Annotated in this window: 18 protein-coding genes and 2 tRNA genes; 8 read left to right on the top strand and 12 right to left on the bottom strand. The window is 37.5% G+C overall.

The genetic code is table 11. The annotated features are described in order from the left end of the window. Positions 1-181: 181 nt before the first annotated feature. Entirely contained in the window at positions 182-850 is a 669-nt protein-coding gene (locus H3R28_RS08535) for a GntR family transcriptional regulator (protein ID WP_198210640.1), read from the bottom strand. A gap of 92 nt (positions 851-942) precedes the next feature. Between H3R28_RS08535 and H3R28_RS08530 the strand changes: the two genes are divergently transcribed. From H3R28_RS08530 to H3R28_RS08520, 3 genes are all read left to right on the top strand, one after another. After that, positions 943-2,160, top strand: a complete 1,218-nt coding sequence (locus tag H3R28_RS08530; protein WP_198210641.1) for an MFS transporter — start codon at positions 943-945, stop codon at positions 2,158-2,160. Between the two features lie 665 nt (positions 2,161-2,825). Next, the gene (locus H3R28_RS08525) at positions 2,826-4,202 is read left to right on the top strand and encodes an APC family permease (RefSeq protein ID WP_198210642.1); all 1,377 of its coding nucleotides are present in this window, start codon (positions 2,826-2,828) and stop codon (positions 4,200-4,202) included. Between the two features lie 16 nt (positions 4,203-4,218). Next, positions 4,219-5,655, top strand: a complete 1,437-nt coding sequence (locus H3R28_RS08520; protein ID WP_230882814.1) for an FAD-binding oxidoreductase — start codon at positions 4,219-4,221, stop codon at positions 5,653-5,655. A gap of 80 nt (positions 5,656-5,735) precedes the next feature. On the opposite strand, the gene H3R28_RS08515 is transcribed toward H3R28_RS08520, so the two are convergent. Beyond that, positions 5,736-8,042, bottom strand: coding sequence for a nitric-oxide reductase large subunit (locus H3R28_RS08515; RefSeq protein ID WP_232351283.1), 2,307 nt, complete (start codon positions 8,040-8,042; stop codon positions 5,736-5,738). A 290-nt stretch (positions 8,043-8,332) separates the two neighbouring features. After that, entirely contained in the window at positions 8,333-8,869 is a 537-nt protein-coding gene (locus H3R28_RS08510) for a D-glycero-beta-D-manno-heptose 1,7-bisphosphate 7-phosphatase (RefSeq protein WP_198185532.1), read from the bottom strand. A 271-nt stretch (positions 8,870-9,140) separates the two neighbouring features. Between H3R28_RS08510 and ilvD the strand changes: the two genes are divergently transcribed. After that, the gene (gene ilvD, locus H3R28_RS08505) at positions 9,141-10,976 is read left to right on the top strand and encodes a dihydroxy-acid dehydratase (protein ID WP_198210643.1); all 1,836 of its coding nucleotides are present in this window, start codon (positions 9,141-9,143) and stop codon (positions 10,974-10,976) included. A gap of 103 nt (positions 10,977-11,079) precedes the next feature. Here ilvD and H3R28_RS08500 read toward each other — a convergent pair whose 3' ends face one another. From H3R28_RS08500 to H3R28_RS08470, 7 genes are all read right to left on the bottom strand, one after another. Further along, a complete protein-coding gene (locus H3R28_RS08500) occupies positions 11,080-11,970 on the bottom strand; it encodes a glycosyltransferase (protein WP_198194051.1) in 891 nt (296 codons plus the stop codon). A gap of 140 nt (positions 11,971-12,110) precedes the next feature. Beyond that, positions 12,111-12,186: transfer RNA gene (locus H3R28_RS08495), tRNA-Glu, on the bottom strand. A 55-nt stretch (positions 12,187-12,241) separates the two neighbouring features. Continuing rightward, positions 12,242-14,047 carry a single-stranded-DNA-specific exonuclease RecJ gene (gene recJ / locus H3R28_RS08490; RefSeq protein WP_198210644.1) on the bottom strand — a complete coding sequence of 602 codons (1,806 nt, stop codon included), beginning with the start codon at positions 14,045-14,047 and terminating at the stop codon, positions 12,242-12,244. Between the two features lie 15 nt (positions 14,048-14,062). Continuing rightward, on the bottom strand, positions 14,063-15,058 hold the full coding sequence (gene glpX, locus H3R28_RS08485; RefSeq protein ID WP_110439552.1) for a class II fructose-bisphosphatase: 996 nt from the start codon (positions 15,056-15,058) through the stop codon (positions 14,063-14,065). A 27-nt stretch (positions 15,059-15,085) separates the two neighbouring features. Beyond that, the gene (locus tag H3R28_RS08480; RefSeq protein WP_198210645.1) at positions 15,086-16,408 is read right to left on the bottom strand and encodes a homoserine dehydrogenase; all 1,323 of its coding nucleotides are present in this window, start codon (positions 16,406-16,408) and stop codon (positions 15,086-15,088) included. A 51-nt stretch (positions 16,409-16,459) separates the two neighbouring features. Further along, positions 16,460-17,644, bottom strand: coding sequence for an LL-diaminopimelate aminotransferase (locus H3R28_RS08475; protein ID WP_198210646.1), 1,185 nt, complete (start codon positions 17,642-17,644; stop codon positions 16,460-16,462). A 48-nt stretch (positions 17,645-17,692) separates the two neighbouring features. After that, entirely contained in the window at positions 17,693-18,706 is a 1,014-nt protein-coding gene (locus tag H3R28_RS08470; protein ID WP_198210647.1) for a hypothetical protein, read from the bottom strand. Positions 18,707-19,032: 326 nt separating this feature from the next. Here H3R28_RS08470 and H3R28_RS08465 point away from each other — a divergent pair, with 326 nt between their 5' ends. Together H3R28_RS08465 and H3R28_RS08460 are read left to right on the top strand one after the other, a co-directional pair. Beyond that, a complete protein-coding gene (locus H3R28_RS08465; RefSeq protein ID WP_110439590.1) occupies positions 19,033-19,677 on the top strand; it encodes an ATP-dependent Clp protease proteolytic subunit in 645 nt (214 codons plus the stop codon). A 43-nt stretch (positions 19,678-19,720) separates the two neighbouring features. Then, positions 19,721-20,713: a ferritin-like domain-containing protein gene (locus tag H3R28_RS08460; RefSeq protein WP_122122925.1), complete on the top strand. Its 993-nt coding sequence runs from the start codon at positions 19,721-19,723 to the stop codon at positions 20,711-20,713. Positions 20,714-20,753: 40 nt separating this feature from the next. Here H3R28_RS08460 and H3R28_RS08455 read toward each other — a convergent pair whose 3' ends face one another. After that, positions 20,754-21,797 (bottom strand): ABC transporter substrate-binding protein, encoded by a 1,044-nt coding sequence (locus tag H3R28_RS08455; RefSeq protein WP_198210648.1) that lies wholly within the window; start codon positions 21,795-21,797, stop codon positions 20,754-20,756. Between the two features lie 94 nt (positions 21,798-21,891). On the opposite strand from H3R28_RS08455, the gene H3R28_RS08450 reads away from it, so the two are divergent. Further along, positions 21,892-21,967, top strand: a tRNA-Asn gene (locus tag H3R28_RS08450). Positions 21,968-22,256: 289 nt separating this feature from the next. Here the strand turns inward: H3R28_RS08450 and H3R28_RS08445 are convergent. Beyond that, complete coding sequence (locus tag H3R28_RS08445) at positions 22,257-23,156, bottom strand: D-hexose-6-phosphate mutarotase (RefSeq protein WP_198210649.1); 900 nt, start codon at positions 23,154-23,156, stop codon at positions 22,257-22,259. Positions 23,157-23,305: 149 nt separating this feature from the next. Here H3R28_RS08445 and H3R28_RS08440 point away from each other — a divergent pair, with 149 nt between their 5' ends. Continuing rightward, positions 23,306-23,860 carry a DUF4385 domain-containing protein gene (locus H3R28_RS08440; protein ID WP_198210650.1) on the top strand — a complete coding sequence of 185 codons (555 nt, stop codon included), beginning with the start codon at positions 23,306-23,308 and terminating at the stop codon, positions 23,858-23,860. Positions 23,861-23,895: the final 35 nt, after the last annotated feature.

Here is a 23,895-nt window from a genome sequence, read left to right as displayed (position 1 = left end):
TATATTTAGTTCTGTATTTTTTCTGTTTTTATATCAAAAATATTTTGTTTATTAAAAATTAAAAAAAATTATTTAATATCATTTTCTGTAGAACAATTATTTTTTAAGAAATATTCTTATATTCTCACTTTAATATTTAAAGAAATTAGGTTGAATTAATTCTATTATTTGTAAAAGATATTTACTTAGATGTTAAAAAGGCGCCTTGAGCCCTAAGACTTAGCTGTTTTTTTTGAAGTGTACTTAGTAAGCTTTGACGTGTTCTTGAGATATGGTTTTCAATAAGTGATATCGTTTTTTGTATTTTTCCTTTTTTTAAGGCAATCACTATTTGACGATGTTCATCCCATCCCGTGTGATCATATTTATTTTCAAGCCAGCGGGCTCGTCTTAATCTCATCATTGCATTTTCAGTGCCTTGAATAATAAATTCATTTTCTGACAGTTTTGCAATCCATATGTGAAAATCATGGCCAATTTGATCAAGCTGTTCATGAGTTGAGGTTGGTGAAATTGAATTCAGTAGATTTTCAACTTTTGAAATATTTTTATCTATAACTATTTGTGTTGTTTCTTGAATAGCGGCAACCTCAAGTATTTTACGATAAATGCACACTTGAGAAATTTCTTCTAGATTAATCGGGGATACAATCCAACCGGATTTTTTGTGAATAACCAGTCCCTCACTAGCAAGTTTAAATAATGCGGTTCGAATGGAGGTTCTAGAAATCCCAATGAACTCTACAATATCACGTTCTGTTATACGTTCACCCGGTGCTATTTCCATATTCAGAATAAGATTTCTTAATTTTATTTCAGCATGCTGAGCTTGAGTAAGGGTTTTGTTCATAAATTTGTTTCTTATTATTGATTATATGATAGGATCATTTTGGTATACCAAATTGGTATACCAATCAAAGACAATTTTATGGTGGATTTATTATGTCCTCAACAATTGAAACAGATCAAGATGAGTCATATTGGGTTCGCAATCTTTTTGTTTGTTTATTTGGATCATTTACAACCTTTCTTGCAATGACATTAATGTTGCCTTTTTTACCGATCTATGTTCAGCAGTTGGGAGTCAAAGATCATGCAATTATAGCTCAATGGTCAGGAATAGCCTATAGCGCAACATTTTTTATAGCAGGAATGATTGCGCCATTCTGGGGATATCTGGGGGATCGTTATGGTCGTAAACCAATGCTTCTTAGGGCGAGTCTAGGTATGGCCGTGACAATGGCATTGATGGGATGTGCGACAAATATTTGGCAATTGGTTGGATTACGATTGCTTGCGGGTTTTGCTGGAGGATATTCTTCAGGTGCAACAATCATGATTGCTGCCCAAACCCCCAAGGCTCGTTCTGCTTGGGCACTTGGACTGCTTTCATCCGGTATCATGGCAGGAAATCTGATTGGTCCCCTGATTGGGGGGATATTGCCATCTTTAATAGGAATCCGTATTACGTTCATAGGGGCAGGATGTTTAATTTTCATTACGTTTCTTGTTACATTGGGTTTTATTCGAGAACCTTCAAAGTTGGTTATTCATGAAAAAACCGTTAAAGGAAATTGGTTCGATATTCCCAATAAAAGATTGATTTTCATAATGCTGGTTACGGGTATGTTACTAATGATTGCCAATATGTCTATCGAACCAATTATAACCTTATATGTTCATCAACTGGCTGTTGAGCAATCCAGAATAACTTTCTTTGCAGGTTTGATTATGTCGGCTGGCGCTTTTGGGAATATCTTGTCTGCTTCATGGCTTGGTCATTTAGCGGATAAAATAGGTCATGCACGGATTATTATCTGGACCTTAATTATTGCCGGGATATTGCTTGTTCCCCAAGCCTATGTCACGTCAGTCTGGCAACTTATCGTATTACGTTTTTTTATGGGATTGGCCCTTGGTGGTTTAATGCCCTGCATTATAACAATCATTCGACATCAAGTTCCAAATCATTTAGTGGGAACTGTATTGGGTTATACTATTTCCGTACAATATGTTGGTCAGGTTATCGGTCCATTGGCTGGCGGGTTTGTCAGTGGTTATATGGGTATGTATTTCGTATTTCTCGCAACAAGTGTTCTATTGCTGATTGGTGCCATAGGCAATTGGTTTGCGCTAAAAATATTAGATTATAAATATTAATATTATATTAAAAAGGCTAATTTAATGGTTTATTTAAAAATCAATAAAGAAAAACAGCTTTTCTATTTATGGATTTTCAAGATTTTATATTAAATAATTTTATATCTTTTTCAGTCGCTGGACAGATTACGGCACTGGATTATAAATTAACTGTTTTAAAAGCTGCTTGTGTCAATAGTGATTCTGCAAACACATAATTTTCTGACAGATAATTTTTTTCAAAAATTTGGTTCTGTTATATATAATGATGAATTACTAAGTCAGCTTTCATAATACTACTGATACGTCTTTCCGATAAATTAAATTAAAACATTTTTCTTTCATGGGTCTAGATAGTAGGTTCTATTTTTATTCATAAAATCTTCTGTTACTTTTGATTCCTTTGCAAAAAACATTCTTATAAACGAAATTCAGGTTTTGATCCTATATCTGTTTTTTTTGCAAATAAAAGGTTGATTAATTCAAAAATATGTCTCATTAACAGTATCCTTTGCATAAGGCAAAGTAAATCTGTTGATAACAATGATATGTGATATTAATTTATAAAAAATATTTTCTTAATAAAAAAAATAGTTTCTTAATAAAAATGTTTTGTTACTATAAATTTTATAAATAATGTTCTCAAAATTGTTTGTAAAATTTATTTAGATAATAAAGGCAGGCATATGAATGAGTTAGCACCGCACCAAGCTCAGTTATCTCTTTGGCGAGTTATTATCATCGGGATAGCTTACATGACTCCCATGACTGTTTTTGACACATTTGGTATCGTATCAGGTGTAACGAATGGTCGTGTTCCTATGGCTTATTTATTGGCATTGGGTGCCATCATATTGACTGCTTTTAGTTACAGTCGACTCGCTGTTATTTTTCCTAAATCAGGCTCTGCTTATAGTTATACCAATCAAGTTTGCGGTAAAATTAGTGGTTTTATTGTCGGGTGGGGAACCCTGCTTGATTATCTCTTATTGCCAATGATTAATAGTTTACTTTCAGGAATTTATCTCAAAGCTTTATTCCCTGATATTCCCGCGTGGATGTTAATCATTCTTTATACGGCATTAGTTACGTTTATTAATTGTCGAAATATTAAATTTCTTGCCAATCTTAATGCCTTGTTCGTTGGTATTCCTCTAATTTTGATGGTTTATTTCATCTATTTGGTTATTCATGCTTTGGTCTTTAAATATGATGTATCGCACGTAATGACGTTAAAACCTTTGATGAATGGGGACAATTCTTTCATTCCCTTGGTAAGTGGTGCTGCTATTTTATGTTTTTCTTTTTTGGGATTTGATGCTGTAACCACGCTTGCAAATGAAACTTTTGATGCCAGAAAAAATATACCGCGGGCGATTATTGCTACGGTTTTAACGGGTGGTATTATCTTTTTTGTATCGGCATGGTTTATCCAGCTTTACTATCCGAATAATAGCCTTTTCAAAGATCCTATTGAGGCAATGCCTGAAATTGTTTTGTACGTGGGGGGGAAATTGTTCCAATCGATCTTTTTATTAGCTATCTTGATTAATACTTTCGCTTCGGCTCTGGCATCGCATGCCAGTGCAGCACGCTTAATTTATATTATGGGGATTGATGGGGTTATTCCATGGAAAAAATTGCAATATATTCATCCTCACTATCGCTCTCCTATCGTTTGTGTGCTGTTGGTGGGAATTCTTTCTTTAAATGCTATTTTCTTTCGGTTAGATACAGCCGTTTCATTAATTAGTTTTGGTGCGATGGTCGCTTTTAGTGCGGTTAACATTTCTGTGTTTATATGGTTTGTATGTTATAAAAAAGAGTTTTCAACGCTTAAACAAATTTTAAAAAATATTATCTGTCCTTCTTTGGGAATGTTCTCCGTAATTGTGATGTGGACTAATTTAAAAGAAGACGCACTTTTATTGGGAGGCTTTTGGACCGCTTTAGGAATAACCTATATTTTATACTGTAAAGTTCGTAAACGGCCTTTATTTAAAAGGCATGATTTGTCTTTAACGTCTGGAGCAGATATTCATGTAGCTAAATCAACATTATAAGTGTGGTCGGATGAGAATGATGAATACAGAACAAAAACTTGAAAAACCTATTTTAACAGAAGATGTTACCTTTAGAAAAACGGATGAAGGTCCTAAACAGGAAGAATGGAACTGGGTTGATTCGCGACAAGTACAAGATGAGGATGTATTAGCTAGACCCGCCAATTATTATGAGGCGACTTTATCCCCATGGAAAACATTTCCAGCCTTAGAACATGATTGTGAATGTGATATGGTAGTGGTTGGTGGCGGATTGCTTGGGGCTTCTACGGCTTTACATTTGTCAGAATCTGGGGTTGAAACAATCCTTCTTGAAAAAAATAAGGTGGGGTCAGCTGCTTCGGGAAGAAATGGCGGACAATTGACACCTGGATTAGCACGATGGGAAGCAGAATCTATTATTGAGAATTTCGATTATGACGAAGCTTGTCGTTTGTGGAAATTTACATCCATTGAATCGTTTGATCTTATTCAAGAAATAACAGAACATTATGCCTTGGATTTAGATATGCGTCGTGGGCATTTAACCGCGGCGATTCATCCTGGTCATATTAATGCTTTGACGGTTGGGGCAGATGCACGTCGATATTTAGGTGATGATAGTGTTCGCATTTTAGGGCCTTATGAAATTCGTGATCATATCAATTCAGAACTTTATTATGGTGGTGCTTTGGATAAGATTGGAGGGCAAATTCATTCTTTAGGTTTAACGCGTGGTTTGATTTATGGTTTTGTTAAAAATGGTGGGCATGTTTATGAGGATAGTGAAGTTCTAAAAATAGAAACTGTATCAGAAGGGGTATCTATTGAAACGGCACAGGGTAAAATTCTTGCTAAAAAAGGCGTGGTATTAGCCGTTCACCATACGACCTTTCAATTATTATCAGATGTTAATTCAACCATTCCTTTTTATACTTATGTTGGTGTTACCAATCCGGTTGAGGGGGGGAGTAAAACATTACTTCCGACACAAATGGCTGTTTATGATACGCAGCTACAAATAGATTATTATCGCCCGGTCCGTAAAGAGCGTATCTTATTTGGAGGGCAAGGAACAGGAATGCGATGGAATTCTGATAAAGTTGTTGATTATTTAATGTCACGAATTAAGACCATTTTTCCTCAACGTGATGATATTCATTTAGAATTAGCGTGGAGTGGAACAACTGATTTAACCCTAAATGGGGCGGTAGATTGTCGTAAATTAGGAGAAAAAGCGCCTATTTATGCGGTTCATGGATGGAGTGGTCATGGGATTGCCCAAACGGTTCGTATAGGCAAAGCGATACGAGATGATTTCTTAAAATTAAATGATGATTTTGAAATGCTGGCCTCTATCGAGCACCGTTCAATTTTAATGGGGAGACAACTTGCACCTGTTGCAATTCCTTTAGCCAAGTCGCTGTTGGGACTTGGAAATAAAATTACACCCGGTAAAATGATTTCTTTCTGATAAAATTGCTCGTCATTATTATTTATTTATTTATTTATTTATTGAATTTTGACGAGCTTTTCATAAAAGAAATAGAAATGTTATTTTTTAAAAATAGGTTTGAGTTTTACGATAAAATCCCAGCACATAATTAAAGCGCCTATCGAAAAGACAATATCCCCGATTATACGTAACCATTGCCAAAATGTTTTGGTATCATAAAAGCTTAAGCTTCTGGCGTAAGTTAATCCGTGTTCGTAAACAGCGTTGAGTTGGGGCCAGCCGACAGGGAAAAAGGTTAATGTAGTCCATAGGACAAGTGTGATATTATAGAGGAATAAGGCAATATATCCCCATTTTTCTATAAATGGATATTTTTCACCGGCAATATATCTTAAACAGAAATAAATCATCCCCAGTCCCAAAAGACCAAAGGCTCCAAAAAGAGAGGTGTGGGCATGATTCAAGGTTAAAAATGTCCCATGTTCATAATAATTAACAAGTGGTGCATTCAATACACCTCCACCAAAGACACCCGCACCGATAAAATTCCATACTGTAGCAGCGATAATATACATATATCCCAATTTATACTGGAAAGTCTGATGGGCTGTAATGATTTTATATTCGTCAATAGATTCGATAACCAATAGAATTAGGGGTAAAACCTCGATAAATGAGAACATGCTTCCCATGGGGATCCAAATGGATGGTTCACCGGCCCAATACATATGGTGACCTGTGCCAATGACCCCACCAAGAAAGATCAGGATAAGTTCAAAATAAACTGTCCGCTCAGCAAAACAACGGGAAATCAATCCTATCCCCATCAAAAGATAGGCGGTAACACATGCCGTGAAGAATTCAAAGGATTCCTCAACCCAAAGATGAACAACCCACCATCTCCAGAAATCGTCCATGGTATAGGACTTGCCTATTTCAAACATGGGTATCATGCCAAAAATGTACAAAATGGCAATATTTAGGGTCGATAACCAGAATAAATGTTCAAGACGTATATTTCCAATTCGGAATGATTTAAAGGCTTTTTGCCAGTGATGTTTATCGGGCCAGAAGGAGCGGAATACTAAATAACTCCAAAACAAAAGAGCGGCAAAAAAAGCATATTGCCAACCTCTGCCTAATTCCAGATAGGAATTGCCCTGGTTGCCGAACCAAAACCATAAATGAGGCAGGTAACCCATGATGCCCAGATAGTTGCCAATGACAATACCCGCAATAACAATCACTGATGCATAAAATAAAAGATCAACAAGTATATTCTGATATTTTGCTTCCTTTCCACTGATAATTGGCCCTAAAAACAGAGCTGAACCAATCCAGGAAAATGCAATCCATACAATCGGGGTTTGCAAATGAATACTTCGTAGAAAATTAAAAGGTAAATATTTTCCTATTTCAAATCCGTAAAAACTTGTCCGTTCAGAATAGTAATGGGCCATTAATCCACCCATTAGAAGCTGGACGAGGAAAATAGCGGCAACAAATAAAAAATATTTACCGATTTTTTTCTGGCTTGGGGTCAGATTCTTAAATCCGTCGATAACCTGGTCCATCGCCTCCCTATCTTCACCAGATAGCCAGATACGATTGATCATGATCACGGCACCAAAGCCTGCAAAGGCAAAACAGAACCCAGCCCATGTCCAGGTAAAGGTTTGGCTGGTAGGTTGGTTTCCTGCAATGGGTTCATAAGGCCAATTTTGTGTCCAGGATATGGTGCTGTTGGGGCGATGGCCTACGGATGTGAGGGCTGTATAGATAATAAATTCAGAAGTGCTTTTGGCATCCGCCTGATTTAATGCATGAGCCCGCGAGTAACCGGCCTTGAAATTATCCTGTACTAATTCTTGAGATAAATTTTTTCTGACATCGACGATTGCCTGACTAAACGCAGTAGGAAAACGTAAAGATTTCTGTGTAAGATCAACGTTATGTAACATTATTTGCATTTTCCTTTGAATAAGGAATTGTTGATCTGAAGTTAATAAATGAAAAGACTGATGAAATTTTTCTTGGGCTAGATATTCTCGAGTTGCTTTGGCAAGATCCACGAGTGTTTTGGCAGTATAATCGGGTCCAAACATGGATCCCATACCGTATAATCCACCGTAATCAATCAGATCGGCTTTTTGAAAACCCTGTTTTCCAAGAAAAACATCTTTGTCTGTGAATAAAACCTGATCTTGTGATGAAATGAATTGAACTGGAATAGGTGGGCTTTGCTGATAGGTGAATAATGTTGCCCATCCCATAAATAAAAAACATAGAAAGGCTGAAATTAAAAGTAGCCATTTCAATTTTCTGTTAACAGGGTTCCTGTTAAGCTTTGTAAGTATTTCTGATGTTAGAGTACTGATAACACCATCTTGATAATTACTTTTCATAGACTTATCGATTCAGTATTTTTAAATATATTTATTTGAAATAAAAGGATTCTTAATATTTAAGTAAAAGATTTATTTCAAATACATCTTATATAACGTTTAATATGAAAAGGCAATAAAGATGTATTTTAATTACATCTTTTTAATTTTTACGAATTAATAATAAAAATGACGAATAAGTTTGATTGTAATTGAAAAAATGTTAAAAGATATTAATTGATTAGTAATAATGTTAATATATATAGAAAATTGATTTTCAATTGTAAAAAAGAATTTATAACGAACTTAAATTAATATTTTAATTGTTTTTTAATTATTTTATTCAAAAAAGATGCAAGATTTTTCTCTTTAAAAAGATATCCTGCAATATTTGCATTTTCTGCAGCCTGTAAATCAGTCGATTTATCACCAATCAAAAAAGAATGCTGACGATCAATGAATAAATCATGAATTGCATGTTCAATCATTCCTGGATGCGGTTTACGATCAGGGTGATCCTGTCGATACTTTTTAATCTTGGCTTCTGGATGGTAGGGACAATAATAAAAGGCATCAATAGCGGTATTATATTTTTTTAGTTTTTCTTGAATATAGCGATGAAAGTTCTGGACATCCCGTTCTGTGAAAAAACCGCGTGCAACCCCAGATTGATTGGTTACTACGACGGTAAGGAAACCGAGTTTCTTGGCTTGACAAATAGCTTCTTCAACCCCTTCAACCAAAATTAAATCTTCCAGACGATAAGGATAATTCGTATCGATATTGATAACACCATCCCGGTCAAAAAAGATTGCAGGTTTTATAAATTTTGATAAAAAACGGGACATTCGAGAATATTTTCTATTTCATTGATGATTGTTAAATAAAATAATTAATTCGTTTTGACCGGTTATGAAACAGAAATCAATTTAAAAGTTTTCTTATCACGTTTAAAGATTTATGATGATTTCAAATAAAGAAAGCGGTTGATTGTAAGATATAATAATAATTTATTAAAAAAATCATGTATAAAATTGCTTTTACAGAATAGTGAACTAATTCAATAGGAATTAATTTTAATCATAATTTATTTTAATTTTTTCATGCAAGGGTTAACGGATGCCTCAATATCGTTCATACATTTCTACTCATGGTCGTAATATGGCTGGTGCACGTGCTTTATGGCGTGCAACTGGAATGAAAGATGATGATTTTCATAAACCAATTATTGCTGTGGTTAATTCTTTTACCCAATTTGTTCCTGGCCATGTTCATTTAAAGGATTTGGGCCAGATGGTTGCAAAAGAAATTGAAAATGCCGGTGGCGTGGCAAAAGAATTTAACACAATTGCGATTGATGACGGAATTGCGATGGGGCATGATGGAATGCTATATTCCTTACCGAGTCGAGAGATTATTGCTGATTCAGTTGAATATATGGTGAATGCGCATTGTGCAGATGCAATGGTTTGTATTTCGAATTGTGATAAGATAACTCCTGGGATGCTAATGGCTGCAATGCGTTTGAACATCCCTGCTGTTTTTGTGTCCGGTGGTCCAATGGAAGCGGGTAAAAGTCATCTGGCTAATCATAAACTGGATCTGATTGATGCGATGATTGCCGCCGGTGATGATAATATTCAAGATAGTCAGGTAACGGAATATGAGCGAAACGCCTGCCCAACCTGTGGTTCCTGTTCTGGTATGTTTACGGCCAATTCCATGAATTGTCTAACCGAGGTTTTGGGTTTTTCCTTTCCTGGTAATGGCACTTTGTTGGCTACGCACAAAGATCGCCAGTTTTTATTCAGAAGGGCGGGCAAAAGAATTGTTGAACTTTGTAATTCTTATTATAGGGATGGTAATGATAAAATATTGCCACGTTCCATTGCAACGAAAGAGGCCTTTGAAAACGCGATGGCCCTGGATATTGCTATGGGGGGGTCAACGAATACGATTTTACATCTTTTGGCCATAGCACAAGAAGGGGAAGTTCCTTTTACATTACAGGATATTGACCGTCTATCTCGTAAAATACCACAATTATGTAAAGTGGCCCCGAATACTCAGCTCTATCATATTGAGGATGTGCATCGGGCTGGAGGTGTTTACGGAATTCTGGGTGAACTGGCTAAAGCGAATTTATTGCATCTCAACACGATCACGGTCCATTCAGATAGTTTAAAGGATGCTATTCTTCATTGGGATATTATTTCAACACATGAAAAATCTGTTTTGGATTTTTTTAAAGCCGCTCCCGGTGGTATCCCTTCTCAACAGGCCTTTAGTCAAAATCAGCGTTGGAAAACGTTGGATCAGGATCGTGTTGGCGGCTGTATCCGTGATATTGAACATGCATATTCCAAAGATGGTGGACTGGCTGTTTTGTATGGTAATTTAGCCGAAGATGGGTGTGTTGTAAAAACAGCCGGTGTTGATCAATCAATTTTGGTATTTGAAGGCAAGGCACGTGTTTTTGAAAGCCAGGATAGCGCAGTTGAAAGCATTTTATCAGACCAAATTGAACCTGGGGACATTGTTGTTATTCGTTATGAAGGACCTAAGGGAGGTCCCGGAATGCAGGAAATGCTTTATCCAACCAGTTATTTGAAATCAAAAAATCTTGGGAAACTTTGTGCGTTATTGACAGATGGACGCTTTTCAGGTGGAACATCCGGTTTATCAATTGGTCATGTATCTCCAGAGGCTGCCGACAAAGGAACAATTGGCCTGGTTAAAGACGGGGATACAATTAAGATTGATATTCCTAATCGCTCCATTCATTTGCAGGTATCGGATGATATCCTGAAACAGCGCCGAAATGAGCAGGATCAAAAGGGCTGGAAACCTGTCAGGGCAAGAGCACGTAAAATTAGTATGGCCTTGAAATCTTATGCGATGATGGCAACCAGTGCGGACAAGGGGGCGGTTAGAAATAGAAAATTATTTGATTGATTAAAATAACTACGCTTTTAGTGGGATAATTGTTTCATTATTTTATTGAAAGCGTTTTATTTCGTAAAAAAATGTGTTTTGAAAATGCAATATAGGATTTTATTTAAATAAGAATATTTTTAACTTTATAATTAAATCCATCTTTTATGCCATTAAACAAATATCTTAAGGATTGGACTCTATTTTTTTGAATCATGCATAAAAGAAAACATGTCATAATTCTGCATAAAGTTGAAGGCAAAGTAAAAAAAGGTTTGTTCCTGTATATTTTATGGGTAATGATCAGGTTACGTACAAGATAATATAATTTCTTATTTGAAAAAATTTGGGAATGTAAAATAACATCATGTACAAAAATAAAATCTGGAACATACAGAATTTTATTATTTTTTTGTGACAAGTAATATGAAAAAGCCAAATCGTCAAAATAAATAAACAGATCATCTATTATTATATGGGCGTATTTTTTTAAAATGTTTTTATGAATAATGGTTCCTACAAACGAAAAGGTTTGTACCTCACAGATTGCATCAGATTGCGGTAAAAACTGTTTTGGGTTTATTTTATAATGTATTGTGGCCAGTAAAGTTGAAGGTATTTTTTTAAAGGGTATGTTCATGGAACATATTTTATAATCAGGGGTTAATACCCTGCAGCAAAAAATTTGATAATTGTCTTTTTTGAACTGGATAAAATTATCAAGCAAATTCTCAGCTGGATAGGCATCATCATCAAAGAAAAAAATCCAGTCTATGTCTAAAGACGCAATATATTGGGCACCGTATTTAAATCCACCCGCACCCCCAATATTATTTTTCATGCGCAAGATTTGTAGGCGGGATTCTTTTAGAGAGGATAGCCATTGTTCTGTACCATCTGTGGATGCATTGTCAATGACTATTATTGTATCAAATTTAAGGGCAAAAGTTGCGCGTAAACATAATTGTAATTTATTCAGCCGATTGTAAGTTACAATGAGAGCAGCACATTTCATTTATGGGAGAGCCATTTAAAAGAATACATATTTCTTTATATAGCATAAAACAATAGAATAAGTTAAAATAACAAATGGTTATTTAACTTCAGACTAGATATGAATAATATTCGATGCAAATAATTTATGCAATAAATTATTGGCGTCCCGTACGGGAGTCGAACCCGTGTTGCCGCCGTGAAAGGGCGATGTCCTAGGCCTCTAGACGAACGGGACAGAGGCAATGAAGGTTTTAATACATGGGTGTGATCTCTTGGTCAAGTAAAAAATATTAATTTTTTATAAAACTTGCATCTTTTATAAAAAAAGTTGTATTTTCCTTTCCATTCCATTGATTGTTACGTAACCATCCTGCTAAATGAACAGGTCGCCGGTTTTGAGAATCTTCTAAGAATACAGTTATCGGATTCTGATCTGCACGGAAGAGAAGGGCTTTTAAGGATTGTCTTTCTTCTCCCTGAACGATTAACCGTAAGGTATTCCCATCTTTGCCTATCCTGTCCGTACGGATAATGTGTACATAAGACAGGACAATGAGGGGTTCTTCATTTCCATTTCCAAAGGGAGCCAGATTTTCAATCTGTTTGGCCAGTTCAACTGAGGCTCCTGCTGGAGTGATGACGGTTTCAATTTCTAAATCTGCGACAGTCGGATAATGAGTGGCCTGGTTTAAATAATGATTAAGAAAATCGTGTAATTTCTGGCCTTTGTCTTTATGATAGCAATAACCGGCTGCCATTGTATGACCTCCTCCCTGGATTAATAAATCAGCCTGTTTTGCTGCGATAATAGCGGCTCCCAAATCTAGGCCAGGAACAGACCGGCCAGAGCCTTTGACGGTGCCATCCTGTAGTTCTGTCCCGATTAAAATTGGACGGTTGATTTGTTCCTTGATGCGGCCTGCAACAATGCCAACGATACCGGAATGCCATTTTGGATTGCTAAGCATAATGACGGCATTACCTTGTCTATATTGTTCCATTGCTTGTTCGGTGGCCTGATCCAATACATCTTTTTCAATATTCTGCCGTTGTTTATTGATGGTATCCAGACGCTCGGCAATCAATCTTGCATCAAAGGGGTTAGAGTTCGTTAAAAGCTGTAATCCAAGACTTGCTTCGGAAATACGTCCACCAGCATTAATTCTCGGACCTAATGCGAATCCGCAACTAAAGGCGTTGGGTACTTGCGTAATTCCAGCAACATCCAATAAGGCAGCCAACCCTATACGTTCACGTTTTGCTAGGATTTTCAAGCCTTGCGTGACAAAGGCTCTATTTAAGCCTGTCAAAGGCATAACGTCACAAATTGTCGATAAAGCGACGAGATCCATTAATTTAAAAAGATTAGGTTCAGGGTTGGTTTGAAAATAATTTTTTTCCCGCAGATTTCGGGTAATTGCAATGGATGCAATAAAACTTACTCCACCGGCACAAAGATTGCCTAGTCTGGATGTGCAGTCTAAACGATTAGGATTGACGGTTGCATAAATATTGGGAACGTTCTCTGATTTATGGTGGTCAAAAACGATAAGGTCTGTTTTTTCCTGATTAATCTGATCAAAAACGGAATGAGCTGCGGTTCCACAATCGACACAGATGATAAGGGTTGCCCCTTGTTGAATAAGCTGTTCCAGCGCTTGCACATTTGGACCATAACCTTCCTTGAAGCGATCTGGAATGTATGAAATAGCTTGATTTCCCAGCATGGAAAAAAAGTCGCTAAACAGGGCTGTGGCACAGCCACCATCTACATCGTAATCGCCAAATATGGCAATTTTCTCATGGTTAATTATGGCATCGGCAATACGTGCTGCCGCTTTGTCCATATCTTTTAAACAAGAGGGATTGGGGAGTAATGCTTTAAGGGTTGGCGATAAAAAAAAAGGCAAATTTTCCGCGGAAACCCCTCTTAATGCCATCATGCGACCAACAACCTCGAAAAGGGAAGCTTTCTGAGCAATCGCTTGTGCCTGACGATCCAGAAAATGCTGGTCCAGAGAAGAATGACGCCATACCCATTGGCGTCCTGAAAGACTTTGACTGACATTAAGGACTAGAGAAGAGGTTTCCGACATGGAGATTTGAGGAATTTAAATAGTTGTTTGAGGTTTGTTACGCGGGTCGTGGCAAGCGTTAATGAAACGAATGGTTTTTGATACTGATCTCGTAACTATTGAATTTGTCCATACATGATTTCCTTTCCAGCGTACACCTTTAAGGATATCACCATTTGTAACCCCTGTTGCCGAAAATAAGACATTTCCATTGGCCATGTCATGAAGGGAAAGTTTGCGTTGCGGATCAAGGGGATTCATCTTTCTGGCACGATCAATCTGCTCTTTATTTTCAAAAAGCAGTCTGCCCTGCATTTGCCCATCAAAACAACGTAATGCCGCAGCAGCAAGAACGCCTTCTGGGGCACCACCTGATCCTATGACAATATCAACATTACTTTTTGGGAGACAGGTTGAGATAATGCTGGCAACATCGCCATCAGACACTAGTTTGACATGAGCGCCGGCTTCACGGGCTTTGGCAATAATTTCCTCATGACGCTCTCTTTCCAAAATGCTGAGAGTTAAATCAGAAACATCAACTTTTTTCGCTTTTGCAAGGTTCATTAAATTAGTTTTAACATTATTATCTATGTCAATGACACCTTCGGGGTAGCCCGGACCAATGGCAATTTTGTCCATGTAGATATCAGGGGCATGAAGAAAGTTCCCCTTTTCCGCCAATGCAACGACAGTGATCGCATTGGGCAGATTCTTGGCAACGAGATTTGTTCCTTCCAATGGATCGACAGCAATATCCATTTCGGGTCCGCCAGCCCCAACTTTTTCACCAATATAAAGCATGGGAGCCTCATCCATTTCACCTTCACCGATTACGACGGTGCCTGAAATGGCAACAGTATCAAAAGCTTGTCGCATGCCTTGAACGGCTGCTGCATCAGCTTCGTTTTTCTTGCCAAGTCCAACCCAGTGAAAGGACTTAAGTGCTGCAGCTTCCGTCACGCGTACAAGTTCAAGCGCCAAGTTTCGATCAGAGACGGTATAACCAGATTGAAAAGGAGGCTTATTCATGATTTAAAATTTCCTTGTATGTAATGATTATGGCTCTTCAATGCGGATCATGATGGGTTTTTCCAGAATTGCAGGAAGGTCATAAATTGCTTTTAATGACTTTAATAAAGAACTTTCCTTGTTTTTATGAGTCACAAGTACGATAGGAACTGTATTTTCAGAATCAGTAGTCATATGATTTTTATGTTGCAACAGGCTTCGTAGGGAAACATTGTTTTCTTTGAAAATGGTTGCAATATCAGCCACAACACCTGGTTTATCCTCAACAATAAGACGTATATAATAGGCTTTGTTAAAATCCGAGTTGGGGACAAGTGTTGCGGGACGGAGTTCATTCCAGTCCGTTCCCCACATGGGTATTGTATTGCCTCTGGCGATATCGATGATATCAGCGCAAACAGCCGTGGCGGTTGGGCCTTCGCCAGCTCCGGCACCTTCAAGCATCAGATAACCTGAAAATTCGCCTTTTGTTCTGATGGCATTAATTACGCCATTAACACGGGCCAAGGGAGAGGACTGAGGCAAAAGTGCGGGATGAACACGTAATTCCAGTTTGTTTTCTGAATGATATTGTGCCATACCCACCAATTTAATCGTGTAACCCAATTCTTGGGCATAATGGATATCATGTGGAGAGATGTTTCGAATTCCTTCAACAAAAATATCTTTGAAATTGAAAGTATACCCAAAACCAAGGCTTGCCAGAATGGCAAGTTTATGGGCGGCATCAAGTCCATCAATATCGGTGGATGGATCAGCTTCGGCATATCCAAGTTGCTGAGTTTCCTTTAGGATGTCTTCAAAACCTCGTCCAGTTCTTGTCATGGTGGTCAACATGTAGTTACAGGTTCCGTTTAAGATTCCGCCAATTTCAATCAGGCGATCTGCCGCCAAGGCTTCTTTGATGGTTTTAATAATGGGAATTCCACCTGCAACGGCAGCTTCAAAAAGTAATGGAACATTTTGACTGGCAGCCATTTTGGCAAGTTCGTTACCGTGCAGAGCAATCAGGGCCTTATTTGCTGTAACAACAGCTTTTTTATTTTTTATTGCTTCACAGACAAGTTCATAAGCCGTTCCATTTGCACCGCCGATCAATTCAACAACAACATCTATATCAGGATCAGTTGCAAGATCTAACGGATCTTCGTGCCATTTAAAAGTTGTTAAATCAATATTTCGATTTTTATGGCGGTTTTTGGCATTCACGGCATGGATGCGGATCGGGCGTCCAGCACGGTTCGTTATAGTTTTTTGATTATTTTGCAATAATCGTAACACGCCAATTCCTACGGTTCCAAGACCAGCGATTCCAAGGTTTAAGGGTTTATTAACCGAAGGATTATCCATAAAATTTCTCCGAACAAGATATATATTTTTTCTTAAATAAAGATAGTTGGGCTATTTAGAATAAGCCTGCATGAAATGTTTTATTGAACGGCAGGCTTGTCTCAATCTTTGGGTATTTTCCACCAGACCAATTCGAACATGATCGTCACCATATTCACCAAAACCAAGACCAGGGGCGACAGCAACCTGGGCTTCCTTGAGAAGAAGTTTGGAAAATTCAACACTTCCCATTGATTTAAACTGTTCAGGAATGGGGGCCCATGCAAACATGGAGGCTTCAGGGGAAGGAACATTCCATCCAGCTGAATGCAACCCTTTGATTATGGTATCCCTTCTTTCTTTATATAGGGTCCGAATTTTTTCTACATAATCCTGGGGATTGTTCAGGGCTGCTGTTGCGGCAACTTGAACTGGTGTGAAGGCCCCATAATCTAAATACGATTTGATTCGGGTTAGTGCAGCAATCAGTTTTCTGTTACCGGCGGCAAAACCGATACGCCAGCCAGCCATTGAGTAGGTTTTAGACATGGAAGTAAATTCGACAGCGATATCTTTTGCTCCTGGTATTTCCAAAATGGAGGGTGGAATTTTCTCACCAAAATAAATTTCAGCATAAGCCAAATCAGAGAGAATCCAGATTGATTCTTTTTTTGCAAACTGAACGAGCTCACGATAAAAATCCAGATTTGCCAAATAGGCGGTGGGATTTGAAGGAAAATTGACGATAAGGGCGGTGGGTTTCGGAATGGAATGTTTAACAGCACGATGCAGTGCCTCCAGCATATGTTCATCTGGTTTTGCAGGAATTGAGCGAATTGCAGCACCAGCGATAATAAATCCAAATTGATGAATGGGATAGGAGGGATTGGGAACAAGAATAGTATCGCCAGGACTGGTGATTGCAGAAGCCAGGTTTGCCAATCCTTCCTTTGATCCCAAAGTCACGATTGTTTCATGTTCAGGGTCAAGGGTGACATTAAAACGTCTTTGATAATAATTTGCAAGGGCTTTGCGTAGACCGGCAATTCCACGACTGACGGAATAACCGTGGACACGGGGGGCAGAGGTTGTTTCAATTAATTTTTGGATAACATGTTCAGGGGGACGGCTATCTGGATTTCCCATACCCAGATCTATAATATCTTCTCCACGTGCTCGTGCGGCCTTTTTAGCGGCATTTACTTCAGCAAATACATAAGGTGGCAGGCGACGAATACGATGGAATTCTTCTGTCATGACATAGGCTCGTTTGAATAGAATAAATTAAAATTAAAAAAGAAAATACTAATTGTCCATACGAATCCGAACACCGTGTCCAAACGCATAGGCCCGGATTACAATAGCGGATTCTGGTACATTATGGGCGATTAATAATTTTGCAACTGTTTTTGCACGTAGCAAGGCAAGTGAAACCGCCACAGTTTGTGCATCGGGATCAAGAGAGGTTGTGTCACCATACCCGTGAACAAAAACGGTTCTGCCTTTTCTTTGCCAGGCAATATTATTTATTATATCTTCTTGTTTGGCATAAGGCGTGTCGGAATCAATCGGAAAACGTATAAGCGTTCCTGTTGGTTCCTTAAAGGATAAACCTGAAGGATGGGATGGAGGGGGAAGGTTGATGTCCGGTGGGACATCAAAATCAGGGAAGTGGGATGGAGGGGGAGGATTGACGGGAATAGAGGGAATTACAACATTTTGTTCATCAATTTTTGCCCTAAGTTCTGGCATAACCACGGGTTCGGTTTTATGGGATTCGACAGTCTCGACTGGTTTAACCGATTTTTCTTTTTGATTGATCGTGTTGTGAATATTCGAGTTCTGGTTTGGTTGAGGTGGCTCTCCTGCCGCATCAAAATTCGCAGAGGATGCGAGATTTTCCGCAGGTTGCATGTTGGTGTTCTGACCAGGTTGATTATTGACAGGTTTGGTTTGAACGGACGATTTTGCAGGTGGGTTATTCTGCTGTGCAGGTAATGGAGGAATATCAGGAATAATAATTGGGTTTTTTACATTTTGCCACTGTGTCTCATTTCTATCCTGTGAGAGAGAATCTGTGATTGCATTACGTAAATCTTGGGAGGGCAGAGGAGGGGAGGCTGTTGGTGTCAACCCTACATAGGGATATTTTTGATCATTTCCCGGAACAGGCAGCCTAGGTTGAGATACAATGCCGCCTTCTATATCATGATATGCGTTTACGGGGGCTTTAATAAACACAGATTGGGAGCATCCCCCCAGACAGAAGAGATTGAAAAATAAGAAATATCGTAAAATTGGCTGCTGGATGGAAGACACTCTATCTATACCCTTCTATACCCTTAATTTATAAAATAAAAACATATTTGATGAATTTTATAGTGTTTATAGGTTTTTTCTTAATACGCTATTTTGTTTCCATAATATAGAGAAATAATCTTTTCCCCCTGATTTATAAGATAAATTGCAGATCATAATACGTGTTGTTGTTGTAAAAATGATAATTTTACAGGCATATATAAAAAACTGATCAGTGAATAAAAAAAATTTTCATTTATCAATGTAGGGTGTATAAAAAATAGAGTAAATAAAATAAAAATTGTTTTTTTGAAAAGATAATTTAAAGGAAGATATTGGTGAAGCTTATGCAGCTTTCAGATGGTGGACAAAAACATTTCAGTGACAGTGATCCAGATGATGAAGAGAAAAAGGAGGATAAAAATTTTCCTGAGGCTGGTGCAAATAATGAATTGGAAAATAAACTTTTCAAAGAACGTACAATTTTAATTTTTGGTGAAGTGAATGACAAGCTTGCAAGGGAAATAAGCGGGCGTTTGTTGGCCCTGGCTTATGAGTCGTCTAAGCCGATCAATATTTATGTCAATTCACCTGGCGGTCATGTGGAAAGTGGTGATACAATTCATGATATGATCCGTTTTGTGGACAGCCATGCACCGATTAATATGATTGGTACAGGATGGGTCGCATCGGCAGGGGCCCTGATTTATGCCGCAGGACGTAAAGAACGACGTTTCTGTTTAGCCAATACACGTTTCTTATTGCATCAGCCAATGGGTGGAGTCAGAGGGCCGGCAACGGACATTGATATCGAGGCCAGGGAAATTATAAAAATGCGTGAACGTTTGAATGCAATTTTTGCAAAAGAGACTGGGCATTCTTATGATAAAATTGCCAAAGATACCGATAGAAATTATTGGATGTCTGCTCAGGAAGCCATCAAATATGGGCTGGTTAACCGTATCATCCATAAATTATCAGAACTGAAATGATTTAAAAAATTAATGATTTTAAAAGTAAGGAGTCGATTTGGAAATGTCTGACTTGGAAGCAATTTATACGCAATTACCTGAAGATTTACATACCTTGCCTCAGCCAAAATCAGATAAAGAGCTTGAGGAGATGAATTATCGAGTGCGCCATTGGATGAGTAATATTCCAGGCTCGATTAAAATCGGTAGTAAAGAGCATAGGCAAATGGTATGTCAGATGTTCCGTGAGACTTTTAATCCTTACAGACCAACTTTTATGGACTGGCCAAAGCTTACCGATCAGGAAATTGATCGTTTAAAATCGTTGCCTATTTGGGATATCGCTGTGCAGACAGAGGGCAAGGCCCGTTTGAGGATGGCTGCCTATGTCAAAGAAATTATGGATCCAGAATGGGCTGATGCCATTGCACGGAATGCTTGGGAGGAAAATCGTCATAAGGAAGTTCTTTCTGATTTGGTCAGGTTTTATGGTATCCCCCTTGCATCAGAGTCCCCTTATTCGGTCCCAAAAGATCCGGAATGGGCCTATTTGGTAACAGGATTTAGTGAATGTTGGGATAGTTTTTATGCCTTCGGTTTGTTTGCAATTGCAGAAAAGTCTGGATTTTTCACGAAAGAACTGATTGAAACCTTTGAGCCTGTTATGCAGGAAGAATGTCGCCATATCCTTCTATTTGCAAACTGGTTGGCTTGGCATCGTGCGAATTTGCCCTGGATAAAACGTATCTTGTTTGAACTAAAAGTTATCGCAGTTCATGCATTTTTAGTTTACGAACGGATCGGTTTGATTAAAACGATGGATGCAGAGGGGGAAGAGCATTTCCAAGATAATAATTTCACGATTAACGGAGTTGCTGAGCTGGGTAATGAAAAAACGACCCTTGCTGATTTTCTTCGCTTATGTCTTTCAGAAGATGATCGTCGTTTTTCTGGTTATGACCGTCGTTTATTACGTCCAGAAACAGCACCCTTTTTGACAAAAATGGCTCTTTGGCTTCTTCCTAAAAAGCTGCTTAATAAACAATTGGTTGGCTGAACGTTGGTCTGGGTTAATGCCTCATTATTTTAAGGAGGCATTAAAGTGTTACACAAAACTGCTTGGCGATATGACCCGATTTCAGGCTGTTGGGGACTTGACCCAAAAGTTTGAATTCATCGATATATTGGGCAACCTGCTCCCATAAGTTATCATTTATTATGGCCATATTTCTGTTTTCATTCAAAAACATTTTTAATATTTCTTCAGGTCTCATTTTCTGCCATTCATCAGTTAGGATTTGACTGGCTTCCTGAATATGCTGTGATTGCCATACGGAGGCATTTCGAATTGCTGTGGCAAGATATTTGAGTGCGAGTGGATTGGATTGTTGAAAATGATTTGAGATTCCCAAAACATAATTGATTCTTTGACTCCAGCTACCTGTCTGGCTCCCGGCAAGTTGGAACAATTTTTTATTGTTATGATGAAGAATTCGCCAGATAAAAGGGTCAGAACCAATTAATGCCTGTATTTGACCTGATAAAAGAGCAGGAAGTAATTCATCTTTTTCCAGTTCAACCCATTTAACATTCAAATCCGGATTTATACCTTTACGTCTTAGAAGAATAGAAAAGAATAGTTTTTCTTTTTCGGAATGAGGTTGAATTCCAATGGATAGATTTGCCAAATCCATCAATCTTTGGATTTTTTGTTTATGTGTAACCAATAACCGAAAATCCCCACCATTTAAACCAATCATTAATTTTCCACCTTCAGAGCGGGATTTAAGAAGTTGTGGCAGCCAGTCCAGAATGGATAAAATAGCCGTATCACACTGATTGGTCTTGAGTAGATCGAAAATCTGGGTTTTATTTTTAATATTGGCAATGGGATCAAGGTTTATTTTGTAATGTTTCAGAAAACCTTTTGTCTGGGCAATGGTGAGAAGCTGGTTTTCTTCATTCTTTAGGTATGCAATACGAATCATTTGTGGTGAGATATCCTGAGGCATTATCTCGGGATCATGTTTGTTAATGGAATGATATAATCCCATTCCTGTTAAAGAGCCTATTGCCCCTAGTCCAATCAGTAAATTACGGCGATTAAAAGATTTTTTTGTTTTATTTGAAAAAGGGGTCATAGAGCAAATTCTAGAAAATGAAAAAAATTGGATTTTATATAAAAAAACACTTTACCATTAATTTTAAATTAGGTATACAAAGTCTACCAAATGATCCCGAATAGCTCAGTTGGTAGAGCAAGCGACTGTTAATCGCTCGGTCGTAGGTTCGAGTCCTACTTCGGGAGCCATCTAATTTAAAAGATGTGCAAAAAATAAGTTGATAAATTATATCACCTAATAAATATCATTCTTGTAAAATTGGCTATTGTTCTTGATGTTAATAATTTGTAGCAGAGTCAATTGTCAAATCTGTTTAAAAGTTAGCCGATAATTAATAATGATATTATTATTAAATAGTATCATTGGGTTATTGAATGCAGTGGGCATGAATTTGTATTATTCATTAATGGATATATATGTATGTTAAATGAAGACCATAAATTTAAAATATATACCCATTTATTGAATCATTGAAAGTTATTGGTGCTCTGTAACATGTATAGACATTTCTATCATGTCTTTTGTCTTGGGTTTAATAATTTGCATTTGATTCAATAGTGTTCCAACCTCAAGGCACATCACTTGATTCCATAATGATGCAGGAAATTGATCTAAGGTTTTGGCTTGTTCTTTCCAAGGTGTCCATAACACGGCAGAATGTGAGAAAGGAGCTCGGATGATAATGTTTCTTTTCCATATAGGATCAATAATAGTTATTTCAGAGGGAACCTCACTGTAAATTCGATCAACGGGACCAGTTAAATGGTGAAAGAATTTTTGTATGCCTGATTTCTGCTGACCCAATGCATTTTGTTCTGTATAGGTTAGATTTTCCAATCCATGAATATGGATATTACGGATATCACTGACATGGAAATAGTTATGTAAAGCCTGAGTTATGACAATATCCTGGTTACTTTTGTTTTCAATATGAAGTTGTATGCTTAAAATCTCATTAAAACATATAATGAATTTCAATTTCGTTTCATGTGGCCATTCCGGGGTTAATGTTGGTGAGGTTTGTAGACTATTAATGATAATGATTCCTGATTTTGATGCATCAAGCTGATGATTTTTCCATTCAATGCAACGTGCAAAGCCATGCGATAATGCGGGATGAGTTAGGCTATGCATATTTTGGACTATTGAAGGATTGGCTTTAAGATGACCGAACCAGGGCCAGCATAACGGGATGCCACTTCTTATGGCTTTGCCATCCTGATAGGTAGCCTTTGAATTTCCCCATAAAATATCCGGCTTTTTAAGAGATCCATAACGTATAATCTGAGCTCTTTTAGGAATATAATCGAGAAATCTGTTTAAAAAATGTAAACGTAAGGCTTCATAGGGACCATATTGAATTTTTTCAATTTTCATTTTCTTCCATTGAAATAATATTGATGATTAAAATGACCTACTTGCTATAAAAAAACAAATAAGACAATTTAGGTTTATAGTCCTAATAAATCTATAAGCCAAAACATATAATGGTTGTTTTTTAATGATGCAGAATTTGGGTGGAATAAATGAATAAAAGAAGTGATTTGATTCCATGTTGTAAAAATCGTGTCGTTTCGTCCAGTTTTGATTACTCCTTGAATTTTGGAAAAATAGATTTTCGCAAACATCCTGAATATTATCGCATTGGCAAGGGAGAGCAAGGAGTATTGCTGGTCGAGCCATACAAGTCAGAAATATTGCCGTATTGGCAATTTGCGACTGTTGAAAAGGCAAGGGAAAGCAGTGAAAGGATATATCAATTATTTTTGCAGTATTTGAAACAAGAAGATTTTGTTGGGGCTGATATGGCGCGTAAATTTCTGCAGATGGGTTATACGCGTGCCCGACGTTACGCTAATCATAAATGTGGCAAAAAATATAATGGATTTGTTCCCAAAGATAAAAAGGGTTTGAGTGGATCTCATGGTAGACAGGAGTTACCCAAAAGTTTTGAGGATCCGATTAAGGCAAAAGCGGCATCAGTTTTTAAACAGAAATGGAAACAGGCAAGAGAACATTTAAAATATAAAAGTTTGAAAGAGAATTTTGTAAAAAAAGTTTCAAAAAACAGCGGTCAATAATTAAGGCATTATAAAGGTTTTTTGCTCTTTTCCAA

It is taken from the genome of Commensalibacter sp. M0268, assembly GCF_016101925.1.
GTDB lineage: Bacteria > Pseudomonadota > Alphaproteobacteria > Acetobacterales > Acetobacteraceae > Commensalibacter > Commensalibacter melissae.
The sequence above is the reverse complement of the archived record's forward strand: the minus strand, read 5'-3'. Positions and strand labels throughout refer to the sequence as shown.

What these genes read in the sequence shown, in the direction of transcription:
- H3R28_RS08445 (WP_198210649.1), bottom strand. Translation starts at nt 23,156, where the DNA reads ATGAAAATTGAAAAAATTCAATATGGTCCCTATGAAGCCTTACGTTTA.
- H3R28_RS08440 (WP_198210650.1), top strand. Translation starts at nt 23,306, where the DNA reads ATGAATAAAAGAAGTGATTTGATTCCATGTTGTAAAAATCGTGTCGTT.
- H3R28_RS08530 (WP_198210641.1), top strand. Translation starts at nt 943, where the DNA reads ATGTCCTCAACAATTGAAACAGATCAAGATGAGTCATATTGGGTTCGC.
- recJ (WP_198210644.1), bottom strand. Translation starts at nt 14,047, where the DNA reads ATGTCGGAAACCTCTTCTCTAGTCCTTAATGTCAGTCAAAGTCTTTCA.
- H3R28_RS08535 (WP_198210640.1), bottom strand. Translation starts at nt 850, where the DNA reads ATGAACAAAACCCTTACTCAAGCTCAGCATGCTGAAATAAAATTAAGA.
- H3R28_RS08500 (WP_198194051.1), bottom strand. Translation starts at nt 11,970, where the DNA reads ATGAAATGTGCTGCTCTCATTGTAACTTACAATCGGCTGAATAAATTA.
- H3R28_RS08465 (WP_110439590.1), top strand. Translation starts at nt 19,033, where the DNA reads ATGCAGCTTTCAGATGGTGGACAAAAACATTTCAGTGACAGTGATCCA.
- H3R28_RS08520 (WP_230882814.1), top strand. Translation starts at nt 4,219, where the DNA reads ATGATGAATACAGAACAAAAACTTGAAAAACCTATTTTAACAGAAGAT.
- H3R28_RS08455 (WP_198210648.1), bottom strand. Translation starts at nt 21,797, where the DNA reads ATGACCCCTTTTTCAAATAAAACAAAAAAATCTTTTAATCGCCGTAAT.
- H3R28_RS08510 (WP_198185532.1), bottom strand. Translation starts at nt 8,869, where the DNA reads ATGTCCCGTTTTTTATCAAAATTTATAAAACCTGCAATCTTTTTTGAC.
- H3R28_RS08460 (WP_122122925.1), top strand. Translation starts at nt 19,721, where the DNA reads ATGTCTGACTTGGAAGCAATTTATACGCAATTACCTGAAGATTTACAT.
- H3R28_RS08515 (WP_232351283.1), bottom strand. Translation starts at nt 8,042, where the DNA reads ATGAAAAGTAATTATCAAGATGGTGTTATCAGTACTCTAACATCAGAA.
- glpX (WP_110439552.1), bottom strand. Translation starts at nt 15,058, where the DNA reads ATGAATAAGCCTCCTTTTCAATCTGGTTATACCGTCTCTGATCGAAAC.
- ilvD (WP_198210643.1), top strand. Translation starts at nt 9,141, where the DNA reads ATGCCTCAATATCGTTCATACATTTCTACTCATGGTCGTAATATGGCT.
- H3R28_RS08525 (WP_198210642.1), top strand. Translation starts at nt 2,826, where the DNA reads ATGAATGAGTTAGCACCGCACCAAGCTCAGTTATCTCTTTGGCGAGTT.
- H3R28_RS08480 (WP_198210645.1), bottom strand. Translation starts at nt 16,408, where the DNA reads ATGGATAATCCTTCGGTTAATAAACCCTTAAACCTTGGAATCGCTGGT.
- H3R28_RS08475 (WP_198210646.1), bottom strand. Translation starts at nt 17,644, where the DNA reads ATGACAGAAGAATTCCATCGTATTCGTCGCCTGCCACCTTATGTATTT.